16 protein-coding genes are annotated in these 18345 nt (G+C 72.6%); 9 read left to right on the forward strand and 7 right to left on the reverse strand.

Annotated features, from left to right (window positions below; genetic code table 11):
* The first annotated feature begins 31 nt into the window (after positions 1-31).
* The gene (gene hisC, locus PO879_RS01460; protein WP_278237424.1) at positions 32-1129 is read left to right on the forward strand and encodes a histidinol-phosphate transaminase; all 1098 of its coding nucleotides are present in this window, start codon (positions 32-34) and stop codon (positions 1127-1129) included.
* Positions 1130-1133: 4 nt separating this feature from the next.
* On the opposite strand, the gene PO879_RS01465 is transcribed toward hisC, so the two are convergent.
* Positions 1134-2873 carry a pyruvate dehydrogenase gene (locus PO879_RS01465; RefSeq protein ID WP_278236177.1) on the reverse strand — a complete coding sequence of 580 codons (1740 nt, stop codon included), beginning with the start codon at positions 2871-2873 and terminating at the stop codon, positions 1134-1136.
* Between the two features lie 113 nt (positions 2874-2986).
* On the opposite strand from PO879_RS01465, the gene PO879_RS01470 reads away from it, so the two are divergent.
* Positions 2987-3328: a hypothetical protein gene (locus tag PO879_RS01470; RefSeq protein ID WP_278236178.1), complete on the forward strand. Its 342-nt coding sequence runs from the start codon at positions 2987-2989 to the stop codon at positions 3326-3328.
* A gap of 43 nt (positions 3329-3371) precedes the next feature.
* On the opposite strand, the gene PO879_RS01475 is transcribed toward PO879_RS01470, so the two are convergent.
* A complete protein-coding gene (locus PO879_RS01475; RefSeq protein WP_278236179.1) occupies positions 3372-4052 on the reverse strand; it encodes an SDR family oxidoreductase in 681 nt (226 codons plus the stop codon).
* A gap of 121 nt (positions 4053-4173) precedes the next feature.
* Between PO879_RS01475 and PO879_RS01480 the strand changes: the two genes are divergently transcribed.
* A complete protein-coding gene (locus PO879_RS01480; RefSeq protein ID WP_278236180.1) occupies positions 4174-4512 on the forward strand; it encodes a nuclear transport factor 2 family protein in 339 nt (112 codons plus the stop codon).
* Between the two features lies 1 nt (position 4513).
* Here the strand turns inward: PO879_RS01480 and soxR are convergent, their stop codons facing one another.
* Positions 4514-4987: a redox-sensitive transcriptional activator SoxR gene (gene soxR / locus PO879_RS01485; RefSeq protein WP_278236181.1), complete on the reverse strand. Its 474-nt coding sequence runs from the start codon at positions 4985-4987 to the stop codon at positions 4514-4516.
* Between the two features lie 49 nt (positions 4988-5036).
* On the opposite strand from soxR, the gene PO879_RS01490 reads away from it, so the two are divergent.
* Both PO879_RS01490 and PO879_RS01495 read left to right on the forward strand, forming a co-directional pair.
* Complete coding sequence (locus tag PO879_RS01490) at positions 5037-5765, forward strand: thiamine pyrophosphate-dependent enzyme (protein WP_278236182.1); 729 nt, start codon at positions 5037-5039, stop codon at positions 5763-5765.
* On the forward strand, positions 5762-6751 hold the full coding sequence (locus PO879_RS01495; protein WP_278236183.1) for a transketolase: 990 nt from the start codon (positions 5762-5764) through the stop codon (positions 6749-6751). Before PO879_RS01490 ends, PO879_RS01495 begins: the two co-directional genes overlap by 4 nt.
* Positions 6752-6793: 42 nt before the next feature.
* Here PO879_RS01495 and PO879_RS01500 read toward each other — a convergent pair whose 3' ends face one another.
* Positions 6794-8860 carry a BCCT family transporter gene (locus PO879_RS01500; RefSeq protein WP_278236184.1) on the reverse strand — a complete coding sequence of 689 codons (2067 nt, stop codon included), beginning with the start codon at positions 8858-8860 and terminating at the stop codon, positions 6794-6796.
* A gap of 318 nt (positions 8861-9178) precedes the next feature.
* Between PO879_RS01500 and pdhA the strand changes: the two genes are divergently transcribed.
* The 4 genes from pdhA to PO879_RS01520 all read left to right on the forward strand — a co-directional run bounded on the left by pdhA (position 9179) and on the right by PO879_RS01520 (position 15134).
* The gene (pdhA, locus tag PO879_RS01505) at positions 9179-10375 is read left to right on the forward strand and encodes a pyruvate dehydrogenase (acetyl-transferring) E1 component subunit alpha (RefSeq protein ID WP_278236185.1); all 1197 of its coding nucleotides are present in this window, start codon (positions 9179-9181) and stop codon (positions 10373-10375) included.
* The gene (locus tag PO879_RS01510; protein ID WP_278236186.1) at positions 10372-11379 is read left to right on the forward strand and encodes an alpha-ketoacid dehydrogenase subunit beta; all 1008 of its coding nucleotides are present in this window, start codon (positions 10372-10374) and stop codon (positions 11377-11379) included. Before pdhA ends, PO879_RS01510 begins: the two co-directional genes overlap by 4 nt.
* Before the next feature lie 25 nt (positions 11380-11404).
* Positions 11405-12922 (forward strand): dihydrolipoamide acetyltransferase family protein, encoded by a 1518-nt coding sequence (locus PO879_RS01515; protein WP_278236187.1) that lies wholly within the window; start codon positions 11405-11407, stop codon positions 12920-12922.
* A 172-nt stretch (positions 12923-13094) separates the two neighbouring features.
* Complete coding sequence (locus PO879_RS01520) at positions 13095-15134, forward strand: cytochrome c oxidase assembly protein (protein ID WP_278236188.1); 2040 nt, start codon at positions 13095-13097, stop codon at positions 15132-15134.
* Between the two features lie 24 nt (positions 15135-15158).
* Here the strand turns inward: PO879_RS01520 and PO879_RS01525 are convergent, their stop codons facing one another.
* The 3 genes from PO879_RS01525 to PO879_RS01535 all read right to left on the reverse strand — a co-directional run bounded on the left by PO879_RS01525 (position 15159) and on the right by PO879_RS01535 (position 18320).
* Positions 15159-15941: a carbohydrate ABC transporter permease gene (locus PO879_RS01525; RefSeq protein ID WP_278237425.1), complete on the reverse strand. Its 783-nt coding sequence runs from the start codon at positions 15939-15941 to the stop codon at positions 15159-15161.
* Positions 15942-16048: 107 nt separating this feature from the next.
* Positions 16049-16951, reverse strand: a complete 903-nt coding sequence (locus PO879_RS01530; protein ID WP_278236189.1) for a sugar ABC transporter permease — start codon at positions 16949-16951, stop codon at positions 16049-16051.
* 61 nt (positions 16952-17012) lie between these two features.
* Entirely contained in the window at positions 17013-18320 is a 1308-nt protein-coding gene (locus tag PO879_RS01535) for an ABC transporter substrate-binding protein (protein WP_278236190.1), read from the reverse strand.
* Positions 18321-18345: the final 25 nt, after the last annotated feature.

Consider the following 18345-nt stretch of genomic DNA (forward strand, 5'->3'; position numbering starts at 1 on the left):
CGCGCCGTACGGCACCCCCGTGCCGCGCGAGATGGCATCCTGGACCGCTGTGAGCTCACCGGCATCCGACCAGACCGTCCCGCTGCGCGCCGCCGTCGCGGCCCTGCCCGCCTACGTCCCCGGCGCCCGCCCGTCGGGGCAGGCGTGGAAGCTGTCCTCGAACGAGAACCCGTACCCGCCGCCGTCGGCCGTCGTCGCGGCGATCACGGAGGCCGCCACGGAGGTCAACCGGTACCCGGACATGTTCGCCACCGAGCTGGTCGAGGCGCTCGCGACGCACGTCGGCGTCGAGCCCGAGCAGGTCGTGGTCGGCAACGGCTCGGTGGCGGTGCTGCAGCACGTGCTGGAGGCCGTCCTCGAGCCGGGCGACGAGGTCGTCTACCCGTGGCGGTCCTTCGAGGCGTACCCGATCATCACCACGATCGCCGGGGGCACCTCGGTCACCGTGCCCGTCGCGGCCGACGGGCGGCTCGACCTGCCCGCCATGGCCGCCGCCGTCGGGCCGCGGACCCGCGCGGTGCTCGTGTGCACGCCCAACAACCCCACCGGCCCCGTGGTGCACGCCGACGAGCTGGAGACGTTCCTGGCCACGGTGCCGCGGGACGTGCTCGTCGTCGTGGACGAGGCCTACCTCGAGTTCATCCGCGACCCCGAGGCCCCGGTCGGCATCGACCTGCTGCGCCGGCACCCGAACGTCGTGCTCGTGCGCACGATGTCCAAGGCGTCCGGGCTGGCCGGTCTGCGCGTCGGGTACGCCGTCGCCGCACCGCGCCTCGCCACGGCGGTCCGCTCGACGTCGACGCCGTTCGGCGTCAACCACGTCGCCCAGCGGGCGGCGCTCGCCACCCTGCAGCCCGCCGTGCAGGCCGAGCTCGCCGAACGCGTCGAGCACCTCGTGACCGAACGCACCCGCGTGTGGGACGCGCTGCGCGCGCAGGGCTGGGAGGTGCCGGCCACCCACGCGAACTTCGTGTGGCTCGCCACGGGGGAGCGGACGGCGGAGCTCGCGGCCGAGGCCGCGGCGGCCGGGGTGCTCGTGCGCCCGTTCGCCGGCGAGGGCATGCGCGTGAGCATCGGTGAGGTCGAGGCGAACGACGCGTTCCTGGAGCTCGCGGCCGGCTGGCTCTGACGGCTCAGCGGGGCAGGTTGCGCAGGTTCGAGCGCGCCATGGACATGACCTCGCCCATGCCGCCGCCGAAGATCTCCTTCGTCATCGCCGTGGTGAACCCCCGGATCTGACCGGTGGTGATCGACGGCGGGATGGACAGCGCCCGCGGGTCGGTCATGACCTCGACCAGGGCGGGGCCGTCGGAGTCCAGCGCGCTCGAGAAGGCCTTGGCGAGGTCCTTCGGCTTGGTCACGCGCTGCGAGGGGATGCCGACGGCGGTGCCGATCGCGCTGTAGTCCACCTCGGGCGAGTCGGTGCCGTGCGAGGGCAGCCCCTCGACGAGCATCTCCAGCTTCACCATGCCGAGGGTGGAGTTGTTGAAGACGACGACCGTCACGGGCAGGTCGTAGGCCCGGACGGTGATCAGCTCGCCCAGCAGCATCGACAGCCCGCCGTCGCCGGCCAGCGCCACCACCTGGCGGTCGGGCTGGGACATCGACACCCCGATGGCGTGCGGCAGAGCGTTCGCCATCGACCCGTGGATGAACGACCCGATCACGCGGCGCCGACCGTTCGGCGTGAGGTACCGGGCGGCCCACACGTTGTTCATGCCGGTGTCGACGGTGAACACGGCGTCCTCGGCGGCGGCCTCGTCGAGCTGCACGGCGGCGTACTCCGGGTGGATCGGCGTGTGCTTCTCCACCTTGCGGGTGTACGCGCCGACCACCTTGGTCATGACCTTGGCGTGGCGGTCGACCATCGCCTCGAGGAACTTCCGGTCGCTCTTGCGCTCGATCTGCGGGTTGAGCAGCCGCAGCGTCTCGCCGACGTCGCCGTGCACCGGCAGGTCCAGGCGTGTGCGCCGGCCCAGGTGCGAGGCGTCGATGTCGATCTGCGCGGTGGGGACGTCGTCGGGCAGGAACGAGTCGTACGGGAAGTCGGTGCCGACGAGGATCAGCAGGTCGGCGTCGTGGACCGCCTCGTGGCAGGAGCCGTAGCCGAGCAGGCCGGACATCCCGACGTCGTGCGGGTTGTCGTACTGGATGATCTCCTTGCCGCGCAGCGAATGCCCCACCGGGGCCGCCGCGAGGTCGGCGAGCTCGAGGACCTCCGCGCGGGCGTCGCGCGCACCGGCACCGACGAACAGCGTCACCTTGCGGGCGGCGTTGATCGCGTCGGCCAGCGCGGCGACGTCCGCGTCGTGCGGGACGACGCGCGCGGGGCAGGCGCCCGGGATGGGGATGGGTGCGTCGTCGTCGGGCACCTCCTCGTCGGCGACGTCGCCGGGCAGGGTGAGGACCGCGACGCCCGGCTCGGCCAGGGCGTGCTGGATCGCCGAGCGCGTGACCCGGGGGAGCTGGGCGGCCGTCGAGATCATCTCGGAGAACACCGAGGCCTCGGTGAACAGCCGGTCCGGGTGGGTCTCCTGGAAGAACTTCGTGCCGATCTGCGCGCTGGGGATGTGCGAGGCGATGGCCAGGACCGGCACGCCGGACCGGTTCGCGTCGTACAGCCCGTTGATCAGGTGCAGGTTGCCGGGGCCGCAGGAGCCGGCGCACACGGCGAGCTTCCCGGTGACCTCGGCCTCGGCCGCCGCGGCGAAGGCGGCGGCCTCCTCGTGGCGCACGTGCACCCAGTCGATGCCGTCGGTGCGGCGGACGGCGTCCACGACGGGGTTCAGGGAGTCCCCGACGATGCCGTAGACGCGTTCCACGCCGGCGGCGACGAGCTGGTCGACGAGGTGTTCGGCGACGGTGCGAGCCATGCGGGGCCTCCTGCGGTGGCGGGACGGGTCTCTGGCGATGCTGCCGCAGGCGGTGCCGATGTGCGCGGGGAAACGGCCGTGGCACCGGTCACCGCTCGTGATGGGATGGCCGGGTGAGCGGGGAGGACGACGCGGAGCAGGTGCTGCTGGCCGATGACTACGGCGTGCGGTGGCCGCTGTGGACCGAGGGGGAACCTGCCGCCGAGGACCGCTTCGCCCTGACAGCCCCGGTGCGACGACGGCTGCGTGCCTGGGCGGCCGAGTTCAACACGTCGTACCACCACATGACGGGCTGGCCTCGTCGCGAGCAGATGGAACGCCATCGTGCGGAGGGCATCGAGCTGTACCGCGCGCTCCGCGCCGAGCTGGTGGGTGTCCGAGTTCGCTTCGCGTACTGGGAGGTCAACATCGACGGCGTGGCGGACGAGGGCGACGAGCTCGTGCTCGGTGGCTGACGGGATCCGCAGGCCCTGGTCGCACCGGTCGAGGACCCGAGGCCTACTCCAGGTTTCGCAGCGCCGCCGGGATCGTCTCGTCACCGGTCGTGAACCGCACGAACCGACCGATCGTGGCGTCGATGCGCAGCGAAGCGGCCGCGACCTGGGCGACGTCGGCCCGCGGTACCTGCGAGGGCTCCCCGCGCTCGACCCGCTCGTCGGCCCCCAGGACCCGGATGCGCCCGGTGGGCGGGTCGTCGGTCAGGCTGCCCGGCCCGAGGATCGTCCAGTCCAGGTCGGTGGTGCGCAGGTGGTCGTCCGCGGCGAGCTTGGCGTCCGCGTAGGGGAAGAAGCTCGCGTCGGACGGGACGCCGTGGTCCGCCACGGACCCGACCCACGACACCATCACGTAGCGGCGCACGCCCGCGTCGGCGGCGGCGTCCATGGAGCGGATCGCGGCGTCGCGGTCGACGGCGTAGGTGCGGTCGGGGTTGCCGCCGCCCGCGCCGGCGGACCAGATCACGGCGTCGGCGCCGTCGAACGCCCGGGCCATCTCCTCGGTGCTCGCGTGCTCCACGTCGAGGAGCAGCGGCTCGCCGCCGATGTCGGCGACCCGGTCGATCTGCTCCTCCTTGCGCACGACCCCGACGACGTCGACCGCGGGGCCGGACCCGCCGTCGGCCAGGAGGGGGACCAGCTGGCGGGCGACCTTGCCGAGCGCGCCGATGACGACGACCTTCATGACGGACCTCCGTGGTGTCGGGGGAAGACCTTCCCACCGTCGCGCACCCTGCGGCGGAGCGCCAGCGATGCCGTCACGTCGCGACGGTGTGACATCGGCCCGTCCCGGCTACGGTCGGGGAATGGACGCGACCGCGGACGAGCTCATGGTGATCGAGAGGCGGCTCGCGCGGGGCACCGGCGGCGACTACGCCGAGGTGCTGCACCCGGACGCCGTCGTCGTCGTCCCGGGCGCTGTGCTCGACAAGTCGGCTTGTGTCGCGGCGATGGACTTCTCGCCGGGCTGGGACGAGGTGGATCTCGGCGACGTGCAGCTCGTGCGGAGCGCCGACACCGCGACGGTGGTCTACCGGTTCACGGGGCGCCGGGGTGGGGACACCTACGCGGCGACGCTGGCCAGCACGTACGTGAGCACCGACGACGGCTGGCGACTGCTCGTCCACCAGCAGACACCCGACTGACTCACCGACCTTCGCCCACGACGTCGGAGGGCGAGTCGCCCTCGAGGTAGCGCGGCCCCGGGCCCAGGGCCGCGGCCCGGTCGTCGGGGTTCTGCAGCGCGCACCGGTCCAGGGACAGGCAGCCGCAGCCGACGCAGGAGTCGAGGTCGTCGCGCAACCGTTCGAGGACGGCGATCCGTTCGTCGAGCAGGCTGCGCCAGGATTGCGACAGCAGCCGCCAGTCCGCGGCGGTGGGGGTGCGCCCGTCGGGCAGCGTCGCCAGGGCGTCCCCGATCTGCTCGAGCGTCAGTCCGAGCCGCGACGCCGTGCGGATGAAGGCCACGCGGCGCAGCGTCGTGCGCTCGTAGCGGCGTTGGTTCCCGCCCGTGCGACGGGCCGCGATGAGGCCTCGTTCCTCGTAGAAGCGCAGGGCCGACGGCGCGACGCCGCTGCGGCGCGCGACGTCCCCGATCGTCAGGTAGCGCTCGACCACCACGGGACCCTCCTCTTGACCTGAAGTGAACTTGAGATCCGATCATCCTCCCATGACGACGACACGGCTCGGGCCCGCCCACCGGCTGGACGCCGGCAGGGTCCGTGACCTCGTGGCCCGCGTGACCGGCGACGAGAAGCACGATCCCAGCGCCCACTCCACGCTCGACGTCGTGCGGGTCCTGTACGACCAGGTGCTGCACGTCGATCCCGACGCGCCCGACGACCCGGACCGCGACCGGTTCGTGCTGTCCAAGGGCCACGGGCCCGCGTCCACCTACGCCGTGCTGGCCGCCCGCGGCTTCTTCCCCGAGTACTGGCTGGACGACGTCGCCTCGTGGGACTCGGCGCTCGGGCACCACCCGGACCGCACCCTCGTGCCCGGCGTCGAGATCGGCAGCGGCTCGCTGGGCCACGGGCTCCCGCTCGCCGTCGGCATGGCTCTCGGTCTGCGGGTACGCTCCCCGGCACGCGTCGTGGTGCTCGTCGGGGACGCCGAGCTGGACGAGGGCAGCAACGCCGAGGCGATCCAGGTCGCGGGGCGGTTCGCGCTGGGCAACCTCACCTGCGTCGTCGTCGACAACCGCAGCGACGGGCACGGCTGGCCGGGCGGCGTCGCGGCACGGTTCGCCGTCGAGGGGTGGACGACGACGGACGTCGACACCCGCTCGGACGACGGGCTCGCGGCCGCGTTGCGCCGGGCCGAGCCCGACCGGCCCACCGCCGTCGTCGTCGACACGACGCGGGTCGCCACGGCCACGGGACGGACGGTGACGGCATGAGGGGCCCCGGCACGAGCGCCGGCCCGGACCTCGACATGCGCACCCGTTTCTACGCCGAGCTCGACCCGCTGCTGGACGCCCACCCGGACCTGGACGTCGTCCTCGCCGTCATCGGCGCCGCCCAGCTCGCCCGGGTGGCGGATCGTCACCCCGGCCGCGTGGTCGACGTCGGCATCCGCGAGCAGGCCATGATCGGCGTCGCCGGCGGGCTGGCGCTGACCGGACGGCGCCCCGTCGTGCACACGTACGCCCCGTTCCTCGTCGAACGCCCCTACGAACAGCTCAAGATCTCGCTCGGTCACCAGGACGTCGGCGCGATCCTCGTCAGCATCGGCGCGTCCTTCGACGCGAGCGCCGCGGGACGCACCCACCAGGCCCCGGCCGACGTCGCCCTCGTCGCAGCACTGCCCGGCTGGACGGTCCACGTGCCCGGGCACCCGGACGAGGTCGCCGCGATCCTGCGGGCCGAGGCCGGCCGGACGGGACGCGTCTACGTCCGGCTGTCCGGGCAGCGCAACGAGCGGCCACGGCCCACCGACGGACGGGTCCACCTGGTGCGCGACGTCGCCGACGGACCCGGCGCCGCTCCCGCGCCGCTCGTGCTCGCCGTCGGGCCGATGCTCGACACGGTGCTCGCCGCCACCGCCGACCTGCCGGTGCGGGTCGCGTACACGGCGACGCCGCACCCCCTGGACGCGGTCGGGCTGCGGCGGCTGGCCGGGCCGACGCCGGCGCTCGCCGTCGTCGAGCCGTACCTGGAGGGCACGAGCGCGGCCGCCGTGGCGGCGGCGCTCGCCGACCGGCCGGCGCGCGTCGTCCACGTCGGGGTGCCCCGGGACGTCGAGCTGCGGCGGTACGGCTCGCCGGACGACCACGCCGCGGCGCACGGGCTGGACGTGGCGGGCGTGCGCCGTCGGGTCGAGACGTTGGTCCCTCGTCGCGTCGGCAGTTCGTCGTCAGGTCGGCAGTCCGAACTGCCGACCTGACGACGAACTGCCGACGAGATCGGCGGTCGCTGAGCCGGTACGTCAGGACGTCGAGCGCGGTTCCGGCTCCTCCGACCGGTCCGCCGGGTCCCCGTCCTCCCCGGTGCCGTCCTCGTCGGTGTCCAGCGGGATCGGGTTCCCGTCCTCGTCGAGCTGGCCGCCCTGGTTGAGGAACTCCTGGGAGGACTCGAACTCCGGGGTGTCGAACACCTCACCGGCCAGCGGGTCCTCGACCTGCTCGACCTCGACGGGGTCGCCCGTCTCCGGGTCGAGGACGACGTCGCTCGGGTGCAGCGTCCGGTAGGTGATGATCTGCGGCTCCGGTTCCGCCTCGGGCTCCGGTTCCGGTGCGGCCGCCGGCCGTCCGTTCGAGCGCGTCGTCGACAGCCCGTCGAGGGTCATCGAGACGTCGCCCAGCTGCGGACGGTGGCGCAGCGCGGAGGCCAGCGGTGGCGGCTCGGGCTCGGCCTCCTCGGACTGCGGCAGGACCTGGATGTAGCTCGGCATCGTGGCCACCTCGTGGCGGAACGCCTTGATCAGGGAGATGCACGCCAGGACGAGGATGATCGAGAAGGGTGCGGCGGTCGAGATCGACAACGTCTGCAACGCCGTCAGGGCGACGTTGCCGCCGACCACGAGCAGCACCGCGGCGGCCACGCCCTCCAGCACGGCCCAGTAGACGCGGGTCGTGGCGGAGGTCTGGGTGCTGCCACCGGAGGCGAGCATGTCGATGACCAGAGAGCCGGAGTCGGAGGACGTGACGAAGAACAGCACGACCACGAGCATCGCGACCACGGACAGCAGGACGGGCAGACCGCCGGGGAACGACTCGAAGAGCTGGAACAGCGCCGTGGTGCTGTTGACCACCATGTCGCCCGTCTCGGGGTCCTCGACCAGCATCGTGCCCTGCTCGCGCTGCTGCAGGATTCCCGAGTCGCCGAAGATCGTGAACCACAGCAGGGAGGCCATGGTCGGCGCGAGGAGCACGCCGACGACGAACTCGCGGATGGTGCGCCCGCGGGAGATGCGGGCGATGAACATGCCGACGAAGGGCGCCCAGCTGGTCCACCAGCCCCAGTAGGCGATGGTCCAGGCGGCCTCCCAGCCGTCGCTGGAGAACGGGCCGGCGTGGAACATCGTCTCGGGCAGCAGCGAGAGGTAGACGCCGGCGTTCTCCGGGATCGACTTCAGCAGGAAGATCGTCGGGCCGAGCAGGAAGACCACCAGGGCCAGCAGCGCGGCCACGGACATGTTGAAGTTCGACAGCCACTTCAGGCCCTTGTGGACGCCGGAGACCACGGACCACACCGCGACCGCCGTGATGCCCGTGATCAGTCCGATGATCAGCGGGTCGGACGTCTCGGCCCAGCCGAGGAACTCCAGGCCGCCGAGGATCTGGCTGATGCCGAACCCGAACGAGGTCGCGACGCCGAACAGGGTGCCCACGATGGCGACGGTGTCCACGGTGTGGCCCATCCAGCCCTCGACGCGCTTGCGGCCGATGAGCGGCTCGAGCAGCCAGCGCACGGCCAGCGGGCGTCCGCGCCGGAAGGACATGTATGCCAGGCCCAGGCCGACGACGGCGTAGATGGCCCAGGGGTGGAAGCCCCACTGCAGCATCATCAGGCCGACCGACTCGCGCGCGGCGGCGTCCGACTCCGGGGTGTTGCCGAAGGCCTCGGGCGGGGCCACGTAGTGCCACAGCGGCTCGGCGACGCCGAAGAAGACGAGCCCGATGCCCATGCCGGCGCTGAAGAGCATGAGGAACCAGGAGACGACCCCGAACTCCGGGCCCTCTCCGTCCCGGCCGAGCCGGATGAGCCCGATCCTGGAGAACGCGCAGTAGAGCGCGAACACCAGGAAGATGTTGACGGCGATGACGTACCACCAGCCGACACCGTCGGTGATCCAGGTGTTGAGCTGCGTCGTGGCCTCCTCGAGCGCGTCGCCGGCCACGTTGGCGAAGACGATCGTGGCGACGATCAGCCCGATGATGATGATGGAGGCCGGGATGAAGACGGGCCTCAGGATCGCCGAGCGACGGCCCTCGGAGTCCGGGTCGTGCTCCGACGAGGTGGCGGAGTCCTGTGTCGGCGGTGTGGAGGTCACGGTACGTCTCCTCGTGTCGCGAGGCGTCTGTCACATGCTCTCCACGGTAGATGATCCACGGAAGGTCGCGGGAAAGTGGTCCGCGACCACACCGTTCGCCGCGCACGCCCTCGCGGCCCGTTGGAGGAATCCTCCAAAGCGGGGCGTCGAGCCTTGGACGGCTTGCCGGGGGGTGATCCCCCGGTCCGGCAACCTACGCTGGCGTAGGCTACGAAGGCGTAGGTTCGGGGTCGCCGCCGTCGCGGCGGCAGGACTCCGGGCCTCGCGCGCAGCCGGAGCAGCCCAGCCCCGCCCGGGGCCGCCAGCGAAGGAGACCGTGTGCCGCACCAGGTCATCGACGGGTCCGACGTCGGGTCCGCCGACGTCACCCCGCTCGTCCAGCTCGTCGCCCCCACCGGGGAGCGCGTCCACGAACCCGACAACGACGGTGACCATCCCGGTTACGCGGCACGGGTCGCCCACCTGACCGGTGACGACCTGCGCGCGATGTACCGCGACATGGTCCTGACGCGCCGGTTCGACGACGAGGCCACCGCGCTGCAGCGACAGGGCGAGCTCGCCCTGTACGCCCAGGCGACCGGCCAGGAGGCCGCGCAGGTGGGGCCCGCCCACGCGCTGGCCGCCCCGGACATGGTGTTCCCCTCGTATCGCGAGCACGGCATCCTGCACGTCCGCGGCGTCGACCCGGTCGACCGGCTGCGGCTGTACCGCGGCCAGGACCACGGCGGCTGGGACCCCGCGGAGCACAACGTCGCGCTGTACACGCTCGTCATCGGCTCCCACGTGCTGCACGCCACCGGGTACGCCATGGGCGTCCAGCGCGACGGCGCCGTCGGGACCGGCGACCCGGAACGGGACACCGCCGTCGTCGCCTGCTTCGGCGACGGCGCGACGAGCCAGGGCGACGTCAGCGAGGCGCTCGTGTTCGCCGCCGTCAACGACGCCCCCGTCGTGTTCTGGTGCCAGAACAACCAGTGGGCCATCTCCGAGCCGACCACCCGTCAGTCCAGCGTCCCGCTGTACCGCCGCGGCGAGGGCTTCGGCGTGCCGAGCGTGCGCGTGGACGGCAACGACGTCCTCGCCTGCTACGCCGTGATGGCCGAGGCGCTGGAACGGGCCCACGCCGGTCACGGACCCACGTTCGTGGAGGCGTACACGTACCGGATGGGTGCCCACACCACCTCCGACGACCCCACCCGGTACCGCGAGCGTGCCGAGGAGGAGTACTGGCGCCAGCGTGACCCCATCGACCGGCTCGCGGCCCTGCTGCGCGCCGAGGAGCACTGGGACGACGACTGGGCGGCCGGCGTCGCCGCCGAGGCCGACGCGCTCGGCGAGACCCTGCGGGCCGGCGTCCGCGCCCTGGGCGCCCCGGAGACCACGTCGATGTTCGACCACGTCTACGCCACGCCGCACGCGCAGGTCGCCGCCGAGCGCGCCTGGTTCGAGCGGTACGAGGCCGAGACGGCCGAGCAGACCGCGCAGGACGCCGAGACCGCGGAGGTGGCCCGATGAGCACCCAGACCATGCCGCTGGCCAAGGCGGTCACCGCCGGCCTGCGTGCCGCCCTCGAGGCCGACCCGTCGGTGATGCTCATGGGCGAGGACATCGGCCGGCTCGGCGGCGTCTTCCGCGTCACCGACGGGCTCCAGAAGGACTTCGGCGAGCACCGGGTCGTCGACACCCCGCTGGCGGAGTCCGGCATCGTCGGCACGGCCATCGGCCTCGCGATGCGCGGCTACCGGCCCGTGTGCGAGATCCAGTTCGACGGCTTCGTCTTCCCCGCCTACGACCAGATCACCACCCAGCTCGCCAAGATCCACAACCGCTCCCGCGGGCGGATCCAGGTGCCCGTCGTCATCCGGATCCCCTACGGCGGCGGGATCGGCGCCGTCGAGCACCACTCGGAGTCGCCGGAGGCGCTGTTCGCGCACACGGCCGGCCTGCGGGTCGTCTCCCCGGCCACGCCGCAGGACGCCTACGACATGATGCGCGCCGCCGTCGCCTCCCCGGACCCGGTGATCTTCCTCGAGCCCAAGGGGCGCTACTGGTCCAAGGGTGACGTCGACCTGGACAGCCCCGTGCCGTCCCTGGACGACGCCGCCGGCCCGGACCCGCTCGGGACGGCCCGGGTCGCCCGGTCCGGGACCGACGTGACCCTGGTCGCCTACGGACCGACGGTCGCCACGGCGCTGTCCGCCGCCGAGGCGCTCGCCGCCGAGGGCACGAGCGCCGAGGTCGTGGACCTGCGGTCGGTCTCCCCGCTGGACGTGCCCACCGTCGCGGAGTCGGTGCGCCGCACCGGTCGCTGCGTCGTCGTGCACGAGGCGCCGTCGTTCTTCGGCTCGGGGGCGGAGCTCGCCGCACGCCTGACCGAGGAGTGCTTCTACTCCCTCGAGGCACCCGTGCTGCGGGTCGGCGGGTACCACGCGCCCTACCCGGTGGCGAAGCTCGAGCACGAGTACCTGCCGAGCGTCGACCGCGTCCTGGACGCCGTCGACCGCACCCTGGCCCACTGACCCGCCCGCTGACCGGAGGAACGAGATGAGCACCCAGCGTTTCCCCCTGCCGGACGTCGGTGAGGGGCTGACCGAGGCCGAGATCGTCGAGTGGAAGGTCGCCGTCGGCGACACCGTCGAGGTCAACCAGGTCGTCGTCGAGATCGAGACCGCCAAGTCCCTCGTGGAGCTGCCCAGCCCGTGGGCCGGCACCGTGACCGCGCTGCTGGCCGAGGAGGGCACCACGGTCGACGTGGGCGCCCCGATCCTCGAGATCGGCGACGGCGCGGCACCGGCCACCGAGCCCGCGGCACCGGCCGCGCCCGTTGAGGGGACCGCCGCGCCGCAGAGCCCGTCGAACGGGGAGTCCTCCGGGTCGGTGCTCGTCGGGTACGGCACCGCCGACGCCGGGGCGGGCGGACGGCGCCGGCGTCGGCGCGGGGGGACCCCTGCGCCGACGGCCGAGGCCGCCGCGACGCCGCCCCCGGCTCCGGCTGCCCCGGCCGCTCCGGCTGCTCCGGCTGCCCCGGCACCGGCCGCCGCCGCGACGCCGGCCCCGACGCCGGAGCCCCCCGCGCCGTCCGGCCCCTCGATCGACCGCGCGATGGTGAGCGTGCCGGCGGCCTCGTCCCCGGCCGACGCACCGTCGTCGACCCGGGTGCGGGTGCTGGCCAAGCCGCCGGTGCGCAAGCTGGCCCGCGACCTGGGGGTCGACCTGGCCTCCGTGCACCCCACCGGCCCCGGCGGGATCGTCACCCGTGAGGACGTCACCGCCCACGCGGCGGCCGCCGAACCGCGGGCGCTCGCGACCTACCCCGGTGACGACCAGCCCTGGATGGCCTCGGGCGGCGTCTCCGACGACGGTCGCACCACCCGCGTCCCGGTCAAGTCCGTGCGCCGGCGGACCGCGGAGGCGATGGTGGCCAGCGCGTTCACCGCCCCGCACGTGACGGTCTTCCACACCGTCGACGTCACGAAGACGATGAAGCTCGTCGAGCGGCTCAAGAGCGACCGTGACTTCGCCGACGTGCGGGTGACGCCGCTGCTCATCGCGGCGAAGGCGGCGCTGCTGGCCATCCAGCGGCACCCGGAGATCAACGCGAGCTGGGACGACGAGGCGCAGGAGATCGTCTACCAGCACTACGTGAACCTCGGGATCGCCGCGGCGACCCCCCGGGGCCTCGTGGTGCCCAACGTCAAGGACGCCCACCGCCTCGAGCTGCTCGGGCTCGCCCAGGCGCTCGGCGAGCTGACGGCGACCGCGCGGGCCGGACGCACGACGCCGGTGGACATGTCCGGGGGCACGTTCACCATCACCAACGTGGGCGTGTTCGGCATCGACACCGGGACGCCGATCCTCAACCCGGGGGAGTCGGGCATCCTCGCGTTCGGCGCGATCCGCCAGCAGCCGTGGGTGCACAAGGGCAAGATCAAGCCGCGCTGGGTCACCCAGCTCGCGCTGAGCTTCGACCACCGGCTCGTCGACGGCGGGCTGGGCTCGCGCTTCCTGTCCGACGTCGCGAAGGTGCTGGAGGACCCCGCGCAGGGGCTCGTCTGGGGCTGATCGGAGTCCCCGGGCCCGCGCGCGTCCCGTCGCCGCGAGATCGACCCACCCGACCGAGATCGACGCACCGTCAGTCGATCTCGGTCCCGGTGGGTCGATCTCGCGCGGAGGCGGCGAGGGTCACAGCGACGGCGGTCCGGGACGTCCCCGCACGCCGCCTACCCTGGATGCTGTGACCGCGCCCGCCGCCCCGACGACCCGCCCCGCCCCGGCGCCCACGTCGGCGCGCCCCTGGTGGCTGATCGCCGCCGGGCCGGGCGCCGTCGTCGTCGCCCTGCTCGCCCTGCTGGCCGCCGGCTCCTACTCGGGCGCCTTCGACCCGCTGGGGACCTTCAGCGACCCGGGGCCGGCGGTGCGCTGGGGGCTGCCGGCCGCGACGGTGCTGTCCGAGCTCGCGCTTGCCGTGACCGTGGGCGGCCTGTTCGCGGTCGCGTTCCTGCTGCCGCGCGGACGGCACACCGACCGCGTCCTGCTCGTGGCCGGCTGGGCGTCGAGCCTGTGGGCGGTCGCCGCCGTCGTCCAGCTCGTCCTCAGCTACTCCTACGTCTCGACGATCTCCCTCGCCGCGGAGACCTTCGGGCAGGGCCTGTGGCAGTTCGTGCTCGACGTCGAGCTGGGGCAGATCGGGCTGTGGACGATCCTGCTGGCTGCGGTCACGTCGGCCCTCGCACTGGGGGTGCGGGGTCCGGTCGGAGCCCTGTGGACGGCCGTGCTGCCCGGGGCGGCGCTCGCCCTGCAGTCCACGACCGGGCACGCCGCCGGGGCCGTCAACCACGACCTGGCCGTCGGGGCGATGCTGCTGCACCTGGTCGGCGCGGCGCTGTGGGTCGGGGGGCTCGCGGCGCTGCTCGTCGTGGTGCTCACCCGCACCAGGAGGCGCCGGGACGACGACCTCCTCGCCGCGAGCGCGGTCGCCCGGTTCTCCCCGGTCGCGGCCTGGTGCTTCGTCCTGGTCGCCCTGTCCGGCCTGATGAGTGCCCTGATCCGCATGCAGCACCTGGACGACCTCGTCACCCGGTGGGGCGTCCTGCTGCAGGCCAAGGTGCTCCTGCTGCTCGCGCTCGGTGCCTTCGGCTGGGCCCACCGGCGCTGGGTCGTCGGTCGGCTCGCCACCGACCCCGGCCGCGTGCGACGGCTGTTCTGGCAGCTCCTCGCCGCCGAGCTCGTCACCATCGGGGCGGTCTCCGGCGTCGCGGTGGCGCTCGGGTCGACGGCGCCGCCGGTGCCGGACGAGGAGCTCGTCGACGCCTCGCCCGCCTTCCAGCTCACCGGCTACGCCCTGCCGCCCGAGAACACGCTGGGCAACTACTTCACGCAGTGGAGCTTCGACCCCCTGTTCGCCGTCGCCAGCGTCGCCGGGGCGCTGGTCTACGTCACCTGGGCGCTGCGGCTGCGCCGCCGCGGCGACCGCTGGCCCCTCGGTCGCACGATCTCCTGGTGCGCCGGCATGGCGATCATGGTCTGGGTGACGAACGGCGGCCCCTCGGTGTACGGCCACGTGATCTTCTCCGGGCACATGACCCAGCACATGATCCTGGCGATGGTCGTCCCGCTGCTGCTGGTCCTCGCGGCCCCCGTGACGCTGCTGCTGCGGGCGGTCCCGGCCCGCAAGGACGGCTCCCGCGGGCCCCGGGAGTGGGTGCTCGCGATCGTGCACTCCCGCGTCGGCAGCTTCGTGGCGAAGCCGGTCGTGGCGGCGGTGGTCTTCGCCGGCGGCATGATCGCCTTCTACTTCACGCCGGTGTTCGGGTGGGCGCTGTCCAACCACGCCGGGCACGTGTGGATGATCATCCACTTCACGCTCGCCGGGTACCTGTTCGCCAACGCTCTCGTCGGCATCGACCCCGGTCCGCAGCGCCCGCCGTACCCGCAGCGGCTGCTCCTGCTGTTCGCCACCATGGTGTTCCACGCCTTCTTCGGGGTCGTGCTCACCACCGGCACGTCGCTGCTCGTGGCCGACTGGTTCGGGAACATGGGACGGCCGTGGGGTCTGCCCGCGATCGACGACCAGCAGCTCGGCGGCGCCATCGCCTGGGGGATCGGGGAGCTGCCCACGCTGGTGCTCGCCGTCGTCGTGGGCGTGCAGTGGGCCCGGTCCGACGAGCGGGAGGCCCGCCGCAGCGACCGTCGGGCGGAGCGGGACGACGACGCCGAGCTGCGGGCCTACAACCGGATGCTGGCCGACATGGCCGAGCGCGACGGGCGCGACTGAGCCCGCCTGTCCCGGCGGGGTCGGTCAGCCCTTGACCGACCCGGACATCAGCCCCCCGACGAAGTACTTGCCGAGCAGGATGTAGACCAGCAGCGGCGGCAGCGACGCGAGCAGCGCCCCGGCCATCGAGACGCCGTAGTCCTGCAGCAGCGCGCCGTTGGCCAGGTTGTTCAGTGCCAGGGTGACCGGGCCGTTCTGGCTCGAGGAGAAGAACACCGCGAACAGGAAGTCGTTCCACGCGTTCGTGAACTGCCAGATGAGCACGACGACGAAGCTCGGCACCGAGATCGGCAGGATGATCGACCAGTACGTGCGCAGCATCCCCGCGCCGTCGACGCGTCCGGCCTCGACCAGCTCGTGCGGGACGGTCTGGTAGTAGTTGCGGAAGATCAGCGTCGTGATCGGGATCCCGTAGATGACGTGCAGGATGATCAGCGACGGGACGCCGCTGGGGACCCCCGCCCCGAGCATCAGCTCCAGCAGCGGGATCATCACCGCCTGGTACGGGATGAACATGCCGAACAGGATCAGCGTGAAGACGACGTCGGCGCCGCGGAACGACCAGCGCGACAGCACGAACCCGTTCATCGACCCGAGCATCGCCGAGATGATCGCGGCCGGGACGACCATCTGGAAGGTGCGCCCGATGGCGGGGGACAGGGCGTTCCAGGCGCCGACCCAGTTGTCGAGGGTCCAGTCGGTCGGCAGGTTCCACGCGCGGGCCGGGGAGGCGTCGCCGGCCCCCTTGAAGCTCGTCACGAACAGCACGTAGACGGGGATCAGCACGATGAGGACGAACAGGATCATCGCCGCGTACTTGGCGGTGCGGCCGACGGTGAACCGGCGGCGCGCGGTGTCGTCCCGGAGCCCGACGGGTTCGCCCGTGACGCCCGGTGGCGTGGAGACGTGGGTGCTCATCGCTTCTCCGCCTTGTGGGTCCGGACGAGGTAGGGCACGACGACCAGCGCGACGATGACCAGCAGGATCGTCCCGACGGCGGCCGCGTCGGCGTAGTTGAAGCTCGACTTGAACACGTACATGTCGACCGCCGGCACCTTGGTCTGGTAGTTCGCCGGCTTCGAGATCGACATGATGAGGTCGAACGACTTCAGCGACATGTGGCCGATGATGATCAGCGCGGACAGGGCGATGGGCGACAGCTGCGGGAAGAGCACCAGCCGGTAGAGCTGCCACTCGCGGGCCCCGTCCACGCGGGCGGCCTCCCGCAGCTCGTCGGGGATGCCGCGGAAGCCGGCGAGGAACAGCGCCATCACGTACCCCGAGAGCTGCCAGATCGCCGGCAGGGCGATCGCCAGGATGCCGAACGTGATGTTGTTCCACCAGTTGTTCTGCAGGAAGTCCAGCCCGACCATCTGGAACAGGCGGTTGAGGCCGCTGGCGCCCTCGCCCTGGTTGGAGTTCAGCAGCCACCGCCACACGACGCCGGAGGCCACGAACGACACCGCCATGGGGAACAGGTAGATCGAGCGGAAGAACCCCTCGCCGCGGTCCGGCTTGTCGAGCATCCAGGCCCAGCCGAACCCCATCACCATGGTCCCGACGAGGAACGCGACCGTGAACAGCACGAGGTTCGTCAGCGAGTGCTGGAAGTCGTCGCTGCCCAGCAGGGCGACGTAGTTCTCGAACCAGACCGTCGTCACGGGCTGCTGCCCGGTGGCCTGGGCCGCGGTGTGGTTGTCCGTGATCGAGGTCCGGAAGTTCGCGGCGATGAGGCCGTAGACGAACACGGCCAGCAGGATCAGCGACGGGGCGAGCAGCAGGAGCGGTGCTCCGAACCGCCGCAGACGGTGTCTCATGCGTCCTCCCGGGGGCGGACGGCGGCCGGCCGGCCTGCGGGCCGGCCACCGTCGGACGGCGTCACATGGTCGCCGCGGCCAGCTCGGACTGGAACGTGGCCAGGTCCGAGGCGCCGGTGGTGAATTTGCTCGTGGCGTCCGAGATCGCGTTGAGCGTGGCGACCGGTGTCGCGGCACCGTGCGCGAGCGAGGACACGATGGTGTCGCTGGCGAACGCCTCGACGGCGGTCTGCTGGTACTCGGAGAAGTCCGAGGTGTCGGCGTCCGTGCGGGCCGGGATGGACCCCTTGGCCTTGTTGAACGCCTCCTGGCCCTCGGTCGACCCGGCGGTGTCGAGCCAGGCGCGCGTCCCGTCGGGGTTCGGGGCCCCGACCGGCATGGTGAACGAGTCCGCCAGGAAGTCGAACTCCCCGTCGGTCCCCGGGACCGGGAAGTAGACGTAGTCGTCGGGCGCCATGGAGCCCGCTTCCTGGAACGCCGCCTCCGCCCAGTCGCCCATCACGTTGAAGCCGGCGTCGCCGTCGATGACCTGCTGGGTCGCGTCGGGCCAGTCGAGGCCGTCCCGGTCGCCGTTGGTGTAGCCCATCAGCCTCTCGAAGTGCTCGAGCGCCGCCGTCACCTCGGGGCCCTCCCAGTCGGTCGACCCGTCCCACAGCCCGGTGTAGGCCTCGGGACCGAGCGTGGACAGCAGCACCGTCTCCAGCAGGTGGACCTGCGTCCACGTCGTCGCGATCGACAGCGCGGTCGCGCCGGACTCCTGCACGGCGTCGAGCGCCTCGTACCAGGCGTCGAGGTCGGCGTACTCGGCGGCGGGGTCCAGTCCCGCGTCCTCGAGCACGGTGGGGTTGGCCCACACCACGTTCGCGCGGTGGATGTTCGACGGGACGGAGTAGATCGCCCCGTCCTCGGTGGTCAGCCGGTCGACGAGGTCGGGCGGGAACGCGTCGGTCAGGCCGAACTCGTCGTACAGGGCCGAGACGTCCTCGATCTGCGCGGCGTCGATGTAGTCCTGCAGCTCCGCTCCGGCGTGCGCCTGGAACGTGTCCGGCGGGTCGCCCGCCTGCAGCCGCGACTGCAGCAGGTCCTTCGCCGCGGAGCCCGCGCCGCCCGCCACGGCGCCGTTGACGAAGGTGAAGTCGGGGTGCTGCTCCTCGAACACCCCCACCAGGGCGTCGAGCCCGGCCTTCTCCGAGCCGGCGGCCCACCAGGTGAACACCTCGACGTCCCCACCGGCCATGTCCTCGCCGCCGGTGCTCCCGTCGGAGGTGTCGCCGGTGTCTCCGGATCCGCCGCAGGCCGCCAGGCCCAGGGCGAGGACGGCGGCACCCGCCGTCGCTGACACGAGTCGTCCGCTACGCATGCTCCTCATCGCCTTCGGTGCGGTGCGAGGGGAT

Origin of the sequence: Isoptericola sp. AK164 (assembly GCF_029643425.1) — a bacterium.
Lineage (GTDB): Bacteria > Actinomycetota > Actinomycetes > Actinomycetales > Cellulomonadaceae > Isoptericola > Isoptericola haloaureus.